Origin of the sequence: Selenomonas sp. AB3002 (assembly GCF_000702545.1) — a bacterium.
GTDB classification, from domain to species: Bacteria; Bacillota; Negativicutes; order Selenomonadales; family Selenomonadaceae; genus Selenomonas_B; species Selenomonas_B ruminantium_A.
This window is the reverse complement of record NZ_JNIO01000002.1, coordinates 270,876-288,861: the sequence shown is the minus strand read 5'-3', so window position 1 is coordinate 288,861 and position 17,986 is coordinate 270,876. Positions and strand designations below refer to the sequence as shown.

Annotated in this window: 14 protein-coding genes and 1 riboswitch; of the genes, 7 read left to right on the top strand and 7 right to left on the bottom strand. The window is 55.7% G+C overall.

The window, feature by feature from the left end; all coding sequences use genetic code 11:
• The first annotated feature begins 96 nt into the window (after window positions 1-96).
• Window positions 97-1,776, top strand: a complete 1,680-nt coding sequence (locus P159_RS0101680; protein WP_029540817.1) for a ShlB/FhaC/HecB family hemolysin secretion/activation protein — start codon at window positions 97-99, stop codon at window positions 1,774-1,776.
• 49 nt (window positions 1,777-1,825) lie between these two features.
• Here P159_RS0101680 and P159_RS0101675 read toward each other — a convergent pair whose 3' ends face one another.
• The 5 genes from P159_RS0101675 to murQ all read right to left on the bottom strand — a co-directional run bounded on the left by P159_RS0101675 (window position 1,826) and on the right by murQ (window position 6,277).
• Entirely contained in the window at window positions 1,826-2,560 is a 735-nt protein-coding gene (locus P159_RS0101675; RefSeq protein WP_029540815.1) for an NlpC/P60 family protein, read from the bottom strand.
• Window positions 2,561-2,705: 145 nt separating this feature from the next.
• Window positions 2,706-3,083: a metalloregulator ArsR/SmtB family transcription factor gene (locus tag P159_RS0101670; RefSeq protein ID WP_139283552.1), complete on the bottom strand. Its 378-nt coding sequence runs from the start codon at window positions 3,081-3,083 to the stop codon at window positions 2,706-2,708.
• Window positions 3,084-3,119: 36 nt separating this feature from the next.
• Window positions 3,120-4,205: a MupG family TIM beta-alpha barrel fold protein gene (locus P159_RS0101665; RefSeq protein WP_029540811.1), complete on the bottom strand. Its 1,086-nt coding sequence runs from the start codon at window positions 4,203-4,205 to the stop codon at window positions 3,120-3,122.
• A 25-nt stretch (window positions 4,206-4,230) separates the two neighbouring features.
• Entirely contained in the window at window positions 4,231-5,352 is a 1,122-nt protein-coding gene (locus tag P159_RS0101660; RefSeq protein WP_051650046.1) for a PTS transporter subunit EIIC, read from the bottom strand.
• A gap of 22 nt (window positions 5,353-5,374) precedes the next feature.
• Window positions 5,375-6,277 carry an N-acetylmuramic acid 6-phosphate etherase gene (gene murQ, locus P159_RS0101655; protein ID WP_029540805.1) on the bottom strand — a complete coding sequence of 301 codons (903 nt, stop codon included), beginning with the start codon at window positions 6,275-6,277 and terminating at the stop codon, window positions 5,375-5,377.
• A 217-nt stretch (window positions 6,278-6,494) separates the two neighbouring features.
• Here murQ and P159_RS0101650 point away from each other — a divergent pair, with 217 nt between their 5' ends.
• From P159_RS0101650 to nrdG, 3 genes are all read left to right on the top strand, one after another.
• On the top strand, window positions 6,495-8,033 hold the full coding sequence (locus tag P159_RS0101650) for an L-lactate permease (protein WP_029540802.1): 1,539 nt from the start codon (window positions 6,495-6,497) through the stop codon (window positions 8,031-8,033).
• A 345-nt stretch (window positions 8,034-8,378) separates the two neighbouring features.
• Entirely contained in the window at window positions 8,379-8,666 is a 288-nt protein-coding gene (gene nrdD, locus P159_RS0101645; protein WP_029540800.1) for an anaerobic ribonucleoside-triphosphate reductase, read from the top strand.
• Window positions 8,667-8,697: 31 nt separating this feature from the next.
• Entirely contained in the window at window positions 8,698-9,222 is a 525-nt protein-coding gene (nrdG, locus tag P159_RS0101640; RefSeq protein WP_029540799.1) for an anaerobic ribonucleoside-triphosphate reductase activating protein, read from the top strand.
• 75 nt (window positions 9,223-9,297) lie between these two features.
• Here the strand turns inward: nrdG and P159_RS0101635 are convergent, their stop codons facing one another.
• Complete coding sequence (locus P159_RS0101635) at window positions 9,298-9,972, bottom strand: hypothetical protein (protein WP_029540797.1); 675 nt, start codon at window positions 9,970-9,972, stop codon at window positions 9,298-9,300.
• 33 nt (window positions 9,973-10,005) lie between these two features.
• Window positions 10,006-11,541 (bottom strand): FAD-dependent oxidoreductase, encoded by a 1,536-nt coding sequence (locus P159_RS0101630; RefSeq protein WP_051650045.1) that lies wholly within the window; start codon window positions 11,539-11,541, stop codon window positions 10,006-10,008.
• A 184-nt stretch (window positions 11,542-11,725) separates the two neighbouring features.
• A riboswitch (cobalamin riboswitch) is annotated at window positions 11,726-12,074 on the top strand.
• Window positions 12,075-12,244: 170 nt separating this feature from the next.
• Here P159_RS0101630 and P159_RS0101625 point away from each other — a divergent pair.
• From P159_RS0101625 to meaB, 3 genes are all read left to right on the top strand, one after another.
• Complete coding sequence (locus P159_RS0101625) at window positions 12,245-14,437, top strand: methylmalonyl-CoA mutase family protein (RefSeq protein WP_029540793.1); 2,193 nt, start codon at window positions 12,245-12,247, stop codon at window positions 14,435-14,437.
• Window positions 14,434-16,635: a methylmalonyl-CoA mutase gene (gene scpA, locus P159_RS0101620; RefSeq protein ID WP_221174052.1), complete on the top strand. Its 2,202-nt coding sequence runs from the start codon at window positions 14,434-14,436 to the stop codon at window positions 16,633-16,635. The genes P159_RS0101625 and scpA overlap by 4 nt, the downstream gene beginning before the upstream one ends.
• Window positions 16,636-16,795: 160 nt before the next feature.
• Window positions 16,796-17,986: a methylmalonyl Co-A mutase-associated GTPase MeaB gene (gene meaB, locus P159_RS0101615; protein ID WP_029540789.1), complete on the top strand. Its 1,191-nt coding sequence runs from the start codon at window positions 16,796-16,798 to the stop codon at window positions 17,984-17,986.

The following is a 17,986-nucleotide window of genomic DNA, read 5'->3' as shown; positions in this document are numbered from 1 at the left end:
TTTTGTGGACTTTTGGGGGTGAATTGTGATAAAATGAGGAGGAAATTGAGGAAAATTGACACTGCTGGAATAATGGCCGTATAAGGGGTTTTGGGGATGAAAAAGCTTTTAGAGAAAAGAATGATGCAGGCGGTGGGGGCCTGCCTGATGGCGGGGTCCTTGCAGGGCACGGCCCTGGCGGCTCCCTCACTTTCACAGCCCGGTCAGGACATCGAGGCTCATGCGCCGCTGCCGGAGGCCGAGGTGCATGATAATGCCCCTACCGGGGAAGGGATGCAGGAGGAAGTGCATTTCAAGGTGGAGAACTTCCGCCTGGAGGCACCTGAACTGCATATCGCGAAGGAACCGCTGGTGAAGATTCTCCAGGAGGGCATGAAGGATGACCAGACCCTCACGGGGCTCAATGAGACCATCAGGAAGATCACGGGCTACTGCCGTCAGCATGGCTATCCTGCGGCGGCGGCTTACCTGCCGCCCCAGACCAGCACCGACGGCGTGGTGGTGCTGAAAGTCATCCCCGGCCGCTATGGGGAAGTGAAGATCGACAACCAGAGCAAGCTGAAGGAAAGGGTCATTCAGGGCTTCCTCAATGGCCTGACTAAAGAAAAAGGCAAGATTATCCGCACGGAGGATTTGGAAACCACCTTGTTCTCCCTGTCTGATGCCAGCGGCAACAAGGCCGTGGGCGTGCTGTCCCCGGGAGCGGAGTTCGGCACCAGTGACCTGACAGTGCGGATTGAGAAGGGCAAGAGCACCAATACCATTCTCTATGTGGAGAACTACGGCAGCAAGAATACAGGCCGCTATCGCTATGGTCTGCAGCACAGCATATATGATGTGGGAGGCACCGGGGCGCGCATCAATGTGGGTACCCTTATTTCCAATGACCACCTGCACAACTACTATGCCAACTATGAAGCTTTGATAGGCCACGGCGGCACCACCCTGGGCCTGGGCTACAGCCGCATGGACTATCAGGTGGGCGGGGCTCTGGGCAGCATCGGGGCCGAAGGTACGGCAGATACCATCAGCCTCTTCGGGCATCGTCCCATATACCATCTGCACGACAAGCAGCTCAATGTGAACTACGGTCTTGATTTCCGCAAGCTGAAAGATGAGATCAAGGCCTTTGGCTTCAATACCAAGAAGCACTCCACCAACGTGCATGTGGGTGTGGACGGGTTCCTCCGGGTGGAAGGCCTGTACTTCGGCTACGGTCTCACTGCCCGCACGGGCTGGCTGGGGGCTGACTCCGACTATGGGGAGCAACAGATTGAACTGGCCGGCACCAAGGGCAACTACAGCAAGCTGGAGGCTAATGCTACTGCTGTGAAGCGGCTGGGCAATATGGCAGATCTAATGGTGAAGGCTTCCGGGCAGGTGGCCAGCAAGAATCTGGACGGCTCCGAGGAGATTTACCTGGGAGGTGCCAATGCCATCCGGGCTTATCCACAGGGTACGGGCTCCGGTGACGAAGGTATCCTCGCCACGGCTGAACTGCGTTTCTATACCCCGGTGAAGGGGCTTGTTTTCAGCACTTATTATGATACGGGCTTTGTGAAGTACAACCATGGCGGGGAGTTATATATGACCCGCGACGGGGCTGTGGGCAGTTCCATCCACCTGCAGGGCTGGGGCGTAGGTCTTAGCTACACTGCTCCCGGGGACTGGTTTGCCCGTCTGGACTATGCCCGCCGCATCGGTGGAAGCAAGATGCTGACTGAGGATGAAAAGGCCAAGGGACGCCTGTGGTTTATGGCAGGCAAGATTTGGTAAGATACGAAGACATGAAAAAAGCTGCCGGCTGGCAGCTTTTTTCATGTCCTTATTTAACTATATGCTTCCCTCCCAGGAATCTTGGAGACCAGTAATCATCTGAGAGTTTGTCTATGCGCACGCCTTTGCTGGAACTGGTATGGATGAACTCGCCGCTGCCCAGGTACAGGCCGCAGTGGGAGGCGCCTTTCTCGTAGGTTTCAAAGAAGACCAGATCTCCGGGGACGAGTTCCTTGGAGGTTTTGGTGCGCAACCCCAGCTTGTACTGCTCGTCGGCAGTGCGGGGGATGTTAATGCCCTGCTTGCCGAAGATGTACTGGAGATAGCCGGAGCAGTCAAAGGCTTTGGGAGTGGTGCCGCCGAACTGGTATGGCACTCCGATATAGGATTTGGCTGTGGCTATGAGAGGTTTGACCTTGTTCTGGGGCAGGATGGTCTGACCGTTGGGAGCCAGGGGGCCTTTGGAGCTGATGGCTTCGCCTTTGTCCTTGGGCTTCTCCATGTCTACCCCCCAGGTGCGGGGCTTGGCCTTTTTCAGAGCCCGCCAGGTGGCATTGTTGACGATGCCGGTGATGCGGATCTTCTGGTCCCGCTGGAACTCGGCCACGGCCCGCTCGGTCTCTGCTCCGTAGACGCCGTCCAGGCTCTTGATCTTGTAGCCTATGCTGTTTAATTTTTGCTGAAGCACCATGACTTCGTGTCCGTGGCTGCCTTGCTGGAGGGTGGGAGAGGCCGCTGCCGTCAGCTGGCTGGCGGTGAGGATTATCCCCGCGGCCAGAGGCATCAGGAGAGCTTTCAGGTGGGGATGCCGCCTGTGTTTTTTGCGTCGCTGATGGATTTTGTGCAGGGCATAGAGGATACGAAGGGTACGAAAGTGCATAGGTATCGTCCTTTCCTTCTTATGGTGCTGGTAGATTTCTTATTTTATCTTATTTCTCCTGTACATGCTCCAATCCCTGGCCCATCAGGGTCAGCACATGATGATCATCCAGGGAGTAGAGGGCTTCCTTACCTTCCTTGCGGAACTTCACCAGTCGGGCTGTGCGCAGGACGCGGAGCTGATGTGAGATGGCAGACTGGCCCATTTCCAGAGTCTCGGCTATATCGCAGACGCAGAGTTCTTCCTCGGCGGCCAGCAGCGACAGTATTTTGATGCGGGTCTGGTCACCCAGGACTTTGAAGACTTCGGCCAGCGCCAGTGCGGTCTCGCTGTCCACTTTGTGCAGGCAGGCTGCTTTAATTTTTTCCGGGTGGGTGCAATGGATTTCGCAGCAATCGCAGCTGTCATTTTTTTCTATATCGGGCATTCTTTCCTCCAGGTTTTTCTTTATAGTATATCACTTTCAGTCATGAAATCTAAAAGAAAATTTTCTGCCGGGAGTTATGTACTGCAGGAGGCCCAGTTCTTCTTCATCTATTATGGCCACCACATTGGCGCGGGGGTCGGCATCCTGAGGTGTTTTGATAATCTGCAGTTCCCCCATATACCTGCCGTAGTCCACGTTGTCTAAAGTCACGGCTCCCACTGGGCGGGAGGCTGCGTTCTCAGGGGCTATGGTGATGCCCATTTCCTTCATGCGGGTGCGGCTTTCCTGGGCGCGGATGGCGTCTCTGGCTTCATCCAGCCTGGCGGTGAAGGTCTGGTTCAGGAAGCGGCGAAGGTCTTCATCCTGGCTCAGAAGTTTGGCAGAGAGGGTAACCCTGTCACCGGAAAGGCTGCCCAGAGCGCCCATTTCTTCGTCTGTGGGCAGGGAATCGGACAGCAGCACATAGTCCGTACCAAGGGCTACCAGATGGCGGGCGGAGAGGTCGCTGGGCTCAGGCCGGTGGTCCTCCAGGGTGGGGAGACCGTCTTTCAGGGGGCTTCGCTTCCTGCCCTTCTGACTGGGGACGAAGGCCCCTACTTTGATGCCCAGCTTGTGGAGCATGACATTTTTTCGCACCAGTGCTTCTTCTGACAGCCCTGTGCCCACCCTGGGGTAGAAATTGTGCAAGGCATCTATGACGGAAAAATCCGTCTTCAGTTCCACCAGCGCGGAGAGGATATGTCCCGTGATGGTGGAGGCGTTAAGCTGGAGCCGCACCCCATGGGGATGCCGGGACATGTGAGCAATCTGCTCCAGACCGAAGCCATAGTCCAGCCGCAGGGTGGTTATGCCAAGCATGCGGAAGGCAGAGATCTTGAATTCCTTGATGCCCAGAAGCTTCATGGTCTCGGGGCTGATATCCGAGATTATTTCCATGCCTGCATCATGGGCGGCATGGAGGATAGTGCCCAAATCCCTCTTCAGGGTTTCCATGTCCGTTTCTGGTATATGCAGGGAGGTAAAGAGCCGTTTCAGTCCCAGAGTCTGAGCTCTTTGAATCAAATCCAGATTTTCTTCCAAGGTGTTGTCCAGTCCGGGATAGATTGAAATTCCGTTTTCCATGTCTGAGCCCCTTTCCTGGGTCTTCCTATGTGTCCTCGGATGTCTCCGGCAGGTCGTCAAAGCCTATAAGCCAGGCGGCGATGAAACCTGCCACGTAAGAGATGAGAAGTCCTGCGATATAGATATTGATCTTATTTGCGGCCAGGGCCAGCGGCAGGCCGGAAATGCCGCTGGCGGCAGCGCCTACCATGTAGTATGACTGCCAGGCACCTCCAAAGGCACCACCCAGGCAGGCCGCCAGGAAAGGCCGCCCCAGAGGCAAGGTAACGCCGTAGATCAGGGGCTCACCTATGCCCAGCAGGCCCACGGGCAGGGCTGAAAGAATGGTTTTCTTCAGATGCCTGTTTCTTGTTTTCACAAAGACCGCCAGACTGGCTCCTACCTGTCCTGCACCTGCCATAGCCAGAATGGGCAGCAGCAGGGTGACCCCATAGCGGGAGATAAGTTCCGAGTGGATGGGAGTCAGAGTATGATGGATGCCCAGCATGACCATGGGCAGGAAGGTGCCTGAGAGCAGGAAGCCCGAGATGATGCTGCCCTGATGGATGACTCCTACTGCTATATCTGCAATGGTAAAGGCAATGAGTCCCGCAAAGGGCTGCAGGAAAAAGATGGCAAAGGCTGCTGCTGTGATGTAGGTAAGCAGGGGGGTAAGCAGCAGATTGAGCGCACCCGGTATGATTTTTTTCAGCTTTTTCTCAAACAGGGCCCCAAGGGCTGCTACCAGCAGCACCGCCACAACCCCGCCCCTGCCCGGAGTCAGGGGATAGCCGTTCAGGGTGATGGCAGCCAGGTTCGGGTGGCTGATAAGTGCTCCCAGGATGCCGCCTATAACAGGGGTGCCGCCAAATTCTTTGGCAGAGTTGAAGCCCACAAAGATATTGATGCCCCAGAAGGCTGTGTTGCCTACGATTACAAAGAGCTGGAAAAGGTTGTTGGCTTCCAGTACGGGATAGTTGTAGCGGGCGATGTTCAGAGCACTGGTGATAAGTCCGCAGGCAATGAGGGCAGGGACCAGAGGCAGGAAAATGGAGCTTAGCTTCAGCAGGAATCTTCTGAGAGGTGGGAGCGCAGACGTATCGGGAATCTGGTCCGGGAGGGCCTCGCCGGGGGCCAGAGGCTTGCGTGCGAGGTCGCGTAGTTTCATAGTCATGCTCCTTTCTTTTTATTTAATTTGTGCGTTTCAGCGCATTGGCCAGATGTCCCTGGGTGAGCCCAAGCTGCAGCCTCCCTTCAGCGGGTGAGCAGCCGGTGAGAGCGATGAGAATGGCAAGCTTCGCCTGTCCCCCTGCTTTCATCAGGGTGTCCTCAGCTTCTTTGCGCTTGCAGCCTGCTGCCGCCATGACAATGCGCAGGGCCCGCTCAGATAGTTTTTCATTGGTGGCTTTCACATCTACCATGAGGTTGCCGTAGACCTTGCCCAGCTTAATCATGGTGCCTGTGGAAAGCATATTCAGTACCATCTTTTGGGCAGTGCCTGCCTTCAGGCGGGTGGAACCGGTGATGACCTCCGGGCCAGTGACGGGCAGCAGGGCGATGTCTGAGAGCTCTGCAATCTCTGCTTTTTCTGCGCAGGCCAGGGCAACGGTGGCTGCGCCCAGCTCTCTGGCGTAAATGAGCCCCCCTTTGACATAGGGAGTGCGGCCTGAGGCGGCAATGCCCACCAGCACATCCTTATTGGTAAAGCCTGCTTCTTCCAGGTCGGCGCGTCCCAGCTGCGGGTCGTCCTCAGCCCCTTCCTTGGCGCGGAAGATGGCTGTAGCACCGCCGGCGATGAGTCCCTGCACCATTTCATAGTCGGTGCCGTAGGTGGGAGGGCACTCCACTGCATCGAGGATGCCCAGGCGGCCGGAGGTTCCTGCTCCCATGTAGAAGAGGCGGCCTCCCTTTTGCAGCTTTTCGGCAATGAGGTCGATGGCTTGGGCAATCTCAGGCAGGATTTTTCCTACAGCTTCGGCAACCTTCTTGTCTTCTGCATTTATCAGGGTCACCATGTCCAGAGTGGACAATTCATCGATGTGCTCAGTGGCAGGATTCCTTTGCTCGGTGGTTAGTTTGTCAAGTGCTATCACGTGTGATTTCTCCCTTGTTTTTAATTATTCGCCTTTATTTGGCTAATTCCTATCTATAGTATAACATAATCTGTGATAACCTTTCCTTACTGGCTTAATTGTCTTATTTTTTCCAAGATAGAACCTTATTGATTTTGCATTGACAGCCTTAGTACCTACTTATATAATCTAAATATCATTCATCAATTTTTCATATCAGCAGAAAGGATGTATTGCTTTGTTTCTCATAGCACTCTCACCGATTCTCTGGCTGGTTATCGCCCTGTCTGTACTGCACATGCCGGCGCATAAGGCTTGCTCGGCAGCTCTCGTCATCGCGATTGCGGCAGCCATGACCATGTTTGGTCTCGATGGCAAATTGGCGGCGGAGGCCGCCCTGGATGGCGTGGCACTTGCGTGCTGGCCAATCCTTCTGGTCATTATCGCAGCGATTTTTACTTACAACCTGGTGGTACACACCAAAGGCATGGAGGTCATCAAGTCCATGCTGTCCTCGGTGAGCTCTGACCGCCGCGCCCTGATTCTCCTCATCGGCTGGGGCTTCGGCGGCTTTTTGGAGGGCATGGCAGGCTTCGGTACTGCTATCGCCATCCCTGCCGGCATGCTGGCAGGGATCGGCATTCCCCCTGTCATGGCTGTGGGCGTCTGCCTCATCGCCAACTCTGTGCCTACGGCCTATGGCTCCATCGGCATCCCTCTGGTGACTCTGGGCAGTGTCACGGGCATTGATGCCACTACTCTGGCCGGCTACACTTCCCTGCAGCTGGCTCCTCTTACCCTCCTTTGCCCCTTCCTCATGACTATTGTGTCCGGCGAGGGCCTGAAGGGCCTCAAGGGCATGGGCATCATGTGCCTGGCAGCGGGCCTGGCTTTCCTGATTCCTGAGTATCTCATTGCCAGCACCATGGGCCCTGAGCTGGCTGTGGTGGCCGGTTCCATCGGCGCCATGGCCGCCATTGTGGCCTGCGCCAAGATGTTCCCCGTGAATAATCCCGAGTACGAGATGCATCCTGACCACACGGGCACCGAGGAGGAAGTTACCGCCAGCAAGGGGCTGGTGGCCTGGCTGCCCTTCATCCTGATCTTCGTGTTCCTGCTGCTCACTTCCAAGCTGGTGCCTGGCATCCATGATCCCCTGTCTGCTATCAAGAGCTCTGTGCTCATCTACAGTGGTGAGGGCGGCACTCCCTATACCTTTACCTGGGTGAACACTCCCGGTATCCTGATCTTCCTGGCAGCCTTCATCGGCGGCAGCGTACAGGGAGCCGGCATGGGCGAGATGCTGGGAGTATTGAAGAGGACTATCTTCAACCTGCGCTTTACCATTGTCACCATCATCACGGTCATCGCTACCGCCAAGGTCATGGATCACAGCGGCATGACTTTGGAACTGGCCCGCACGGCTGTAGCCGTCACCGGCACCATGTATCCGCTGGTGGCAGCCTTCATCGGCTCCATCGGTACCTTCATCACCGGTTCCGCTACTTCTTCCTGCGTGCTCTTCGGCAAGCTCCAGACTGGTTCTGCCCAGGCTATCGGCGCCAGCGAGACGGTGCAGGCCTGGATTGCGGCTTCCAATGCTACCGGTGCCTGCGCAGGCAAGATGATTTCCCCTCAGAGCATTGCCATCGGCGTGGCCGCTATCGGTGCCAAGGGCATTGATGGAGAGCTGCTGCAGTTCGCGGTGAAGGTGTATATTCCCTTCATCATCGTTATGGGGTGCATTGTGTATTTCGGTCAGACCCTCGTTGGATAAGTTTCGGCTGTTCATTTCTTTGACGCAAAGAAACGAACCAAAGAAACAGCGGCCTTGCCTTTCATCCTTGAAAGCCAACGGCCGCGGAACGCCCATCCATGGGCTGAAGTTTGAGTTCTCTTTGGGTTAGTTTGTGTCACTTGTGTCGATACACAGGGGCAGTTTGTCCTGAAAAAAATCTAAAAAACGTCCTCCGCCCGCTTGCTGTGCGGGTGGGGGGCGTTTTGTGATTTATACCACATATAGTATGGTTATTGACAGGTAAATCCTAGATGTTGTATAATTTGCTTACAACAAGAGATGAAAAATACATGAAATACAAGTGGAAGGAACAGGTGACAAAGCATGGTAGTCAACGGCATTGATGTGACTGTGGAAGGTCTGGAGGATGTCTCTGAGCAGGAAATTCTGGGGTACATTGACTATGTGAATGAGCATACTGAGAACCGTCTGGGCAAGCTCTGCATCTCTGCTGCAGGCGATGGCAATGTGACGCTCAACTACGCCTTGATGCCTCAGAAGTTCGAGCGCATCCGCCGCATCACAGGCTATCTGGTGGGCACCATTGACCGCTGGAACGATGCCAAGCAGGCTGAGGAGCATGACCGGGTAAAGCATGGTGTCAGGCACTGAGTCATCAGAATAGAGAGAGGAGGGGACAGAGATGAGCGAGATTCGCATAGCGGGTACGGTAGATGATTCTATCGTGGATGGGGAAGGCCTCCGTTATACTATCTTCGTCCAGGGCTGTCCCCGTCGCTGCCCCGGATGCCACAACCCTGAAACCCAGTGTTTCGAGGGGGGCAGGGTCGTGAGCACTGACGAGCTGCTGGCAGAGATTGAAGCCAATCCCTTGCTGACAGGGGTTACCTTCAGCGGCGGCGAGCCCTTCATGCAGCCGGTACCGCTGGTGGAGATAGCCCGTGCCTGCCACGGCAGAGGGCTAGACATCTGGAGCTACACTGGCTTCACCCTGCAGGAACTCCACGCCCGCCACGATACGGCGGTGGAAGCCCTGCTCTCAGAGGTTGATGTGCTGGTGGACGGGGAGTACAGAGAGGGAGAACGAGACCTCACCCTGATGTTTCGGGGTTCCCGCAACCAGCGCATCATAGACATGAAGGCCAGCCGCAAACAGAAGAGACTGGTGCTTCTCTACCAGGAAGAAGAAAACGAACAGAGCGCATGATATAGTCAGGAACGTGAAATTTACGCATCTGACCAACCCAAAAGGGGCTGCGATAACGCAGCCCCTCTTTTTATGTCATTTTGCCTGTGATGCCATTTCCTTCATCAGCCAGTCGTGGATGGCCTTGTTATCTGCCTTTCCATCTTCCGTATTTTCATCAAGATAGGTCGCTTTGAAATAGCTGGGCAATTCTTCATTGATGAGCTGAATCACCCAGGCGCCTTTATTCTCGCCGATGCCGTAAATGGCATCCTTGTTGACACCATAGTTCTGCCGGACATCTTTCAATATATACCGGATGGTATCCATGCCCTCTGTACTGGACAGGCGGCCAACACGCGCTTCTGAGTCCTTCGTTCCCTGAATGGTCAGCATGATTGCATACTGTTGGTTGTTCTCCAGTTCATCTGCCCAGGCAGTGACACCGTCCGTCTGCTTCAGCAAGGCCTTTTCATCTGTTTCCCCGGCCACATCATTGACTACGACAATCAGGGGGTAAGTCTTGGCAGAATCATACCAGCGCGGCAGGCAAAGCTGATAGGGAATTTTTCCTTCTGTACTTACAAAACGCTGGGAAGCAGGCAGCTTATCCTCGGACGAATCCTGACCGGGAGCTACTTTCACCCCCGTATGGGTCTCAAGGGCTTCCTGAGTAGCAGGACGGAACTCCGCATGTGCCATGGCGCCAAAGCCAACATTGAAACCAAAGGCAGCAATAGCAACAGCCGTCAGGATCTTTTTCTTTTCCATGATGATGACCTCCTTAGTCTTGTGGTCGGTTATTTATTTACTTACATAACTGCGCATTTCTTCCGGCATCTCTTCCCATTTGATTTCGTTTACCGGAGTTCCCTTGGATATTCCCCAGGCTGCAGCGATGCCCGCTGCCTCACCCATGCTCATGCAGGTGGGCTGGATGCGGAAGGAAGCCTGGGCGGCGAAGCTGCCGCTGGCGCAGCGTCCCACTACCAGCAGGTTGGAAATCTCGTTGGTCACCAAGGCCCGGTAGGGGATTTCGTAATACTGTCCTTTTTTCAGCTTTTCAAAGAGCTCCAGCTTCACATCATGGATGTCGATGGGGTATGCAGTGCAGCAGACAGCATCGGGGAAATGATGTGCTTTCAGATAATCTTCGGCATCCATATAATATTTCCCGCGGATCCGCCATGATTCCCGCACGCCCACCATGCTTGCTTCGCGGCTGATATATGCTTTCTCAAAGCCAGGAATATTCTTGATGAAGAATCCTGCCAGACGGCGCATCATTTTCCGGCCGAAGGTCACAGCCTTGCTGTAGGACACAGCATCCGTGGAGCTGAAGCCCAGCGGCGGCATCTCCGGGCAGTTCATGGACATTACGGTGGGTTTGCCTGGAATGGTGAAGGCTTGTATGTACAGGATATCATCTTCGGTCAACTCACCGTGGGTGACACCGTCATTGAAGAATTGCTCATTCTTTTTCCACTTCGCGAACTCGAAGAAGGGCGGTCTCTTCTCCTTCAGAGCTTCCTCCACAATCTTGACGAAAAGCCCACGGGTATAATCATCTTTCAGATTCTTCGTGAAGAAATGGAAGACCTTGCCTACATCAATGCCGCCCATTTCAAAACGCAGGCTCATGGGCTGGTTGTGCCCCGTCTTTTCTGAGCCTTTTTCCACTGGAACGCCGGCAAACCGGGAAAGCAATGCGTCTCCCGTGCCATCGATGAACACCTTGGCGTTTATCCTTGCCAATCCCTCCATGGTTTGGAGAATACAGGAGACAATCCTGCCCTCATTGGTCACCGCTCCCACCAGGGAAGCGTTGTAAAGTATATTTACGCCGGCCTCTTCGCACATTTCATCGTAGACGTAGGCAAGATATTCTGGCACATATTGTGATCTGCCGCCTCCATAATATGTATCGGTAGTTATGCCAAGGGAGGGCGAGGACCCCTGTTTTTCCATGCGCTTGTTCAGGTCCGTGATGTAGGGAGTATCACTGCCTTCGACAAAAGTAGGCATGCAGGGGAAAACGCACCCTTGGGTCGCCAGACCTCCGAGGGAAATGCCGCGCTCCACAAGGACAACCTTCGCTCCCTTCCGTGCAGCGCTGACAGCAGCCGCCGTACCAGCCGCACCGCCGCCAACCACGCAGACATCCGCATTGAAGAGTACGGGAAGCTCCGCGTTGTTGAAATCCATCGCATTTATCATGGAAGAAGCAGCTTCCACTCTTGCGGCATCATCTTTGAGGCCGAGCACTGTCCCAGCTGCGGCCAGGCCCATCATCTTCATAAAACTGCGCCTGGATATAGGGATTGCAAATGATTTATCCATAAACACACCTCCATCATATCGCACTCATGCAGAGGTTCTATTCTATCAGCATGCCTGTTTTTCCTGCTTTTCCTCATGTATATCATGCAGCCGGGCCGGGAAAAGGCAAGAGGAAAGGGACTTCAGAAATGGAGCAGGGAATATTGACAAAAATTATAAATGATAATAATATTTAAATAGCAACTTAATATGGCTGGGAACAGGTGTACTTAGGTACTTAATAGGGAATCCGGTGTGGGGCGTGTTGATTAATTCGCTCAGCCCATCTTCACGGGTCTTGACTGTCCCTGCTTCGTTGACAAATCCTCGACATAGCGCCGCTATGCCTCCGGTTTGTCGCCTTGCAATGGACAGCCAATCCCCGCAAATCTGGGCAAAGCTCATTTAATCAACACGCCCTAAGCCGGAGCGGTCCCGCCACTGTAGGGTGGAGTCCTGCACATGAGGTCACTGGGGTAGATATGCTTACCTTGGGAAGGCGTGCAGGGCCATGAAGCCGAGCCAGGAGAACTGCCTGTTCTGTCATCACCGTATAAGAGAGCCGAAGCATCGTGCCTGGTTCCCTTATGTGCCTGCGAGCGATGGGTAGGGGATTGGGCTTAGGGCTTTTTTGCTGTGGCCATTTTTAGGCAATCCGTCTGCGCGCTTGCAGGTGGGTTGCCTTTTCTGTTGGGTTTCACAAATCACACAAGGAGGCTGCAGTATGAGCAACGAGCTGGAAAAAAGCGGCGAGCTCGACCTTCAGGCTATCCTGAAAAAGGCCGAGCAGCAGACGGACTTTCCCGATGTGCCACTGGATGAATTCACTCCTCCCACCTATGAGGAGTGGAAGGAGGCCTGCATCACTCTCTTGAAGGGGGCACCCTTTGAGAAGAAAATGTATACCAAGACCTATGAGGGCATTACCTTCGACCCCATGTACTTCCGCAAGGATACGGAGGATATCCTGCCCAAGGGGGAGTTCCCCGGCATGGGGGATTACCTCAGGGGGGCACAGCCCAGCGGCTATGTTGGGAGGCCCTGGGGCATTGCCCAGTCCTGCGATGAGACCAGCCCCAAGGAAAACAATGAGCTGCTGCGCCATGAGCAGGAGAAGGGTTCCACGGTCTACAATATCCGCCTGGACAAGGCCACCCTGGCTGCCAGGGATGTGAGAAAGGCGGAGACCCCCGGTGATGAGGGCGTGTCCCTGACCACCCTTGATGATGTGCATACCCTGCTGGAGGGGCTGAAGCTGGACAAGTACCCCCTCTATATCTACGCCGGGGCCACGGCTCTGCCCATGCTGGCTCTGGCAGTGGGGGCCTTGAAGTCCTCCGGCACGGACCTGAAGCAGCTCAAGGGATTTGTGGGAGCAAATCCCCTGGGGGCTTTGGTTGAAGAAGGGGAACTGCCTGCTTCTTTGGACAAGCTCTATGATGAGATGGCGGAAGCCGCCAAGTGGGCTAAGGAAAACGCTCCGGGCCTGGCCACGGTCTTTGTCCGCAGTGATGTATTCAGCCGGGGCGGTGCCAATGATGTGCAGGAGGCTGCCTATGCCCTTGCCATGGCGGTGGCTTATCTGCGGGCGCTGATGGACAGAGGGCTGACTATCGACGAGGCGGCGAAGCAGATTGTCTTCGGCTTCTCCATGGGGGCCAATTTCTTCCTGCAGATTGCCAAGCTCAGGGCCCTGCGTCCCCTCTGGGCGCAGATTGTTGAAGCCTTCGGCGGCAGCCAGGAGGCAAGGCGCATGCACATCCATGCCAAGCCCGCCCTGTTCTTCAAGACCGTCTATGACCCTTACGTCAATATGCTCCGCAATACCACGGAAATTTTCTCAGGGGTAGTGGGGGGCATTGATTCCTTCGAGAGCAGTCCCTTTGACGAGCCCATCCGCAAGGGGGATGAGTTCTCCCGCCGCATTGCCCGCAATGTGCAGATCATCCTGCAGGAGGAATTCGGCCTCTTGCAGCCCATTGACCCAGCTGGCGGTTCCTGGGCGGTGGAGACTCTTACCAAGCAGATGAAAGAAAAAATCTGGGAGGAGTTCCAGAAGATAGAGGCCAAGGGCGGTATCCTGAAGGCTCTGCAGGAGGGCTATCCCCAGGATGAGATTGCCAGCGTCCTGAGCGCCCGTTTCAAGGCAGCCGAGACCCGCAAGGACCGTATCGTAGGCAACAATATGTATCCCAACATGACGGAGACTTTGCTTGATCCGCGTCCCGAAGATGTGGAGGAAATCAAGCAGCAGCGCAAGGCTGAGGTGGAAAGCTATCTGGCCGATATTGACGAGCAGTTCAAAGAAGAAAAGCTGGCTGAACTTTCCTCTGCCAAGGCTGGAGTGACGGAAGCTGCCGTAGCTGCTGCCTGCGCTGGCGCCACCATTGAGGAACTGGCAGAAGCCCTCCATGGGGGGAACAAGGGTGAGGAACAGGTGAAAGCCATCGAGCCCCACCGCTGGAGCGAGCGCTTTGAGGCCTTGAGGAAGCTTACAGAGGGGTTCAAGGCTGAGCATGATGATAATGTGAAGATTTTCCTGGCCAATATGGGCCCCATCCCCCAGCACAAGGCCAGGGCTGATTTCACCACGGGCTTCCTGCAGGTGGGTGCCTTTGAGGTGCTTGGCAACAATGGCTTCCAGACTGTGGAGGAAGCAGCCCTGGCTGCCAAGGAGTCCGGGGCAGATGCCGTGGTCATCTGCTCTACTGATGCCACTTATCCCGAGATTGTGCCGGCCCTGGCGCCGAAGCTCCATGAGGTACTGCCCAAAGCCACAGTATTCCTGGCCGGGGCTGCTCCCCAGGATATGCTGGAAACCTACAACCAGGCGGGCATTGATGAGTATATCCACGTCCGTGCCAACTGCTATCAGATCCTGCAGCTCCTGCAGAAGAAGAAAGGGATGATTGCATAATGGCTTACACAAATCCTGATTTCACCCAGATAAGCCTGAAAGATGCTCCCCAGGGGGCGGCAGGGGACTGGAAGAAGCTTTTCGAGGCCCAGGCCGGGGCGGAGTTTGAGGCTCTCACCCGCCGTACCATGGAGCATGTGCCCGTGAAGCCCCTTTATGGCCATGACGAATATGACCACATGAACCATCTGGACTTTGCCAGCGGTATTCCTCCCTGCCTGCGGGGGCCTTACTCCACCATGTACGTCTTCCGTCCCTGGACGGTGCGCCAGTACGCAGGCTTCTCCACAGCAGAGGAGTCAAATGCCTTCTATCGCAGGAATCTGGCTGCAGGCCAGAAGGGGCTTTCCATCGCCTTTGACCTGCCCACCCACCGCGGCTACGATGCGGATAACCCCAGAGTAGTGGGCGATGTGGGCAAGGCTGGCGTGTCGGTCTGCTCTATGCTTGATATGAATATCCTGTTCTCCGGCATTCCCCTGGACCAGATGTCTGTGTCCATGACCATGAACGGGGCGGTGCTGCCCATTTTGGCCTTCTTTATCCAGTCCGGCGTGGAGCAGGGCGTGGACAAGAAGATCATGGCAGGCACCATCCAGAACGATATCCTCAAAGAGTTCATGGTGCGCAATACCTATATTTATCCGCCTGAGATGTCCATGCGCATCATCGGCGATATCTTCGAGTACACCACCAAATACATGCCCAAGTTCAACAGCATTTCCATTTCCGGCTACCACATGCAGGAGGCAGGGGCACCGGCAGACATTGAGCTGGGCTATACCCTGGCAGATGGCCTTGAGTATATTCGCACGGGCATCAAGGCTGGCCTGCCGGTGGATGCCTTTGCCAAGCGCCTGTCCTTCTTCTGGGCCATCGGCAAGAACTACTTCATGGAAGTGGCCAAAATGCGGGCAGCCCGTGTCCTCTGGGCCAAGATCGTCAAGTCCTTTGGGGCAGAGGATCCCAAGTCCATGGCCCTCCGTACCCACAGCCAGACTTCCGGCTGGTCGCTTACGGCCCAGGATCCCTTCAACAATATTTCCCGCACCGCCATGGAGGCCATGGGGGCGGCTTTGGGCCATACCCAGTCCCTGCATACCAATGCGCTGGATGAGGCCATCGCCCTGCCCACGGACTTCTCTGCCCGCATTGCCCGCAACACCCAGCTCTATATCCAGGATGAGACCAGCGTCTGCAAGATTATCGATCCCTGGGGCGGTTCCTACTATGTGGAAGCTCTCACCAACGAGATCATTCGCCGGGCCTGGGCTCATATCCAGGAAGTGGAGGCTTTGGGCGGCATGGCCAAGGCTATTTCCACGGGCCTGCCCAAGATGCGCATCGAGGAGGCGGCTGCCCGCCGTCAGGCCCAGATCGACTCCGGCAACGAGACCATCGTGGGCCTGAACAAGTACCGTCTGGAAAAGGAAGATCCGCTGGAAATTTTGGCCATCGACAATACCGCTGTGCGCAATGCCCAGGTGGAACGTCTGGAAAAATTGCGTCGTGAGCGCAATGATGATGATGTGCGCCGGGCCTTGGAAGCTATCACCAAGGCAGCAGATTCCCGCGACAACGGCAACCTCCTGGAATGCGCGGTGGAGGCAGCACGTGTGCGGGCCTCTTTGGGCGAGATTTCCGATGCGGTGGAGAAGGTATCGGGCCGCTATCAGGCTGTGATCCACACCATTTCCGGGGTCTATTCCTCCGAGTTCACTGATAAGACGGAGCTGGACAAAGCCCGCAGCATGGCTGACGAGTTCGAGCGCCTCACGGGCCGCCGTCCCCGCATCTTCGTGGCCAAGATGGGCCAGGACGGCCACGACCGCGGCCAGAAGGTCATCGCTTCTTCCTTCGCGGACATGGGCTGGGATGTAGATGTGGGACCGCTGTTCCAGACTCCTGCCGAGACCGCCCAGGATGCAGTGGACAACGATGTGCACATGGTAGGGTTTAGTTCCCTGGCAGCAGGCCACAATACCCTGCTGCCGCAGCTGGTTGAGGAGCTCAAGAAGCTGGGCCGCGAGGATATCATGGTGGCCATCGGCGGCGTCATTCCCGTGCAGGATTATGACAACCTCTATGAGCATGGGGCCGTGGCTATCTTCGCCCCGGGCACCAATATTCCTGAGGCAGGGATCAAGTTGCTGACACTGTTGATGGATCGCGTCAAGGAAGAACTTGCTGAAGAGTAAGTTTAGATTGCTTATTTTAGTTTCGGCTGTTCATTTTCTTTGGCGCAAAGAAAACGAACCAAAAGAAAACGTGTCCTTGAATTTATCCTAAATTCACACGGCCACAGGAGGCGTCCATCCATGGACGCCGTTACAATGGTCTTTTGGGGAGGAGGAACTAATGGAGCAAAAATATACTACCAGTAAGCCAAGCTGGGTGCCTGAGGAAAAGAATGACAAATTCGCCTGTTCCGTCATGAGCGGCATTGACGGCATCAAGGACACTACCGTGGGCAATATCAATCCCGCTCTGGCCAGCGGGAAGCTGAAGCCCAAGCGGAAGATGATAATGTCTGAGGATGACTATGTGGAAGGGGTTGCGCGGGGTGACCGCATGACCCTTTCCCGGGCCATCACCCTCATTGAGAGCAACAGCCCCAGGCACTTTGCCAAGGCTCAGCGGGTGCTGCAGAGGCTGCTGCCCAGGACAGGCAAGGCCCTGCGCATCGGCATCACCGGCGTGCCGGGGGCGGGCAAGAGCACCATGATAGAGGCCTTCGGCAATATGCTCTGCGATGCAGGCCACAGGGTGGCAGTGCTCACTGTTGACCCCACCAGTTCCGTCACCAAGGGCTCCATACTGGGAGACAAGACCCGGATGGGGACCCTGTCCAGACGGCCTGAGGCCTTTATCCGCCCTTCCCCCGCAGGGGGGACTTTGGGGGGCGTGGCCCGCAAGAGCCGGGAGACCATGCTCATGTGCGAGGCGGCGGGCTATGATGTCATCATCATCGAAACCGTAGGTGTAGGCCAGTCGGAAACTACCGTGCGCTCCATGGTGGATTTCTTCCTGCTGGTGGTGCTGACAGGGGCGGGTGATGAGCTGCAGGGCATCAAGAAGGGCATCATGGAACTGGCAGATGCCATCGTCATCAACAAGGCTGATGGCGACAACCTGACCAAGGCCCAGGTGTCCCGGGGACAGTACGAGCGCATGATAGAGTATATCCGCCCTGCTACGCCGGGCTGGCCCACCCATGCTTACCTGTGCTCCGCGCTGGAAAAAACGGGCCTGAAGGAGCTGTGGGAGGTCATCCGGGCCTTCCAGAAGATGACCACTGAAAGCGGTGTCTGGCAGAAGCGCCGTGACGGGCAACTGCTGGACTGGATGCACAGCATGATTGACGAGCACCTGCACAACCTATTCTTTGAGGATGCGGTGGTGACAGGCCGCATGCCGGAAATCCGGGAGGCGGTGCTGCAAGGCGTGGTGTCGCCCACCCAGGCAGTGGCGGAGCTTATCAACCTCTTTGACGTGAAGCGGGCCGCCATGCGGCAGGTGGATCTCTTCCACCCGGAAAAGGAGAAGTGA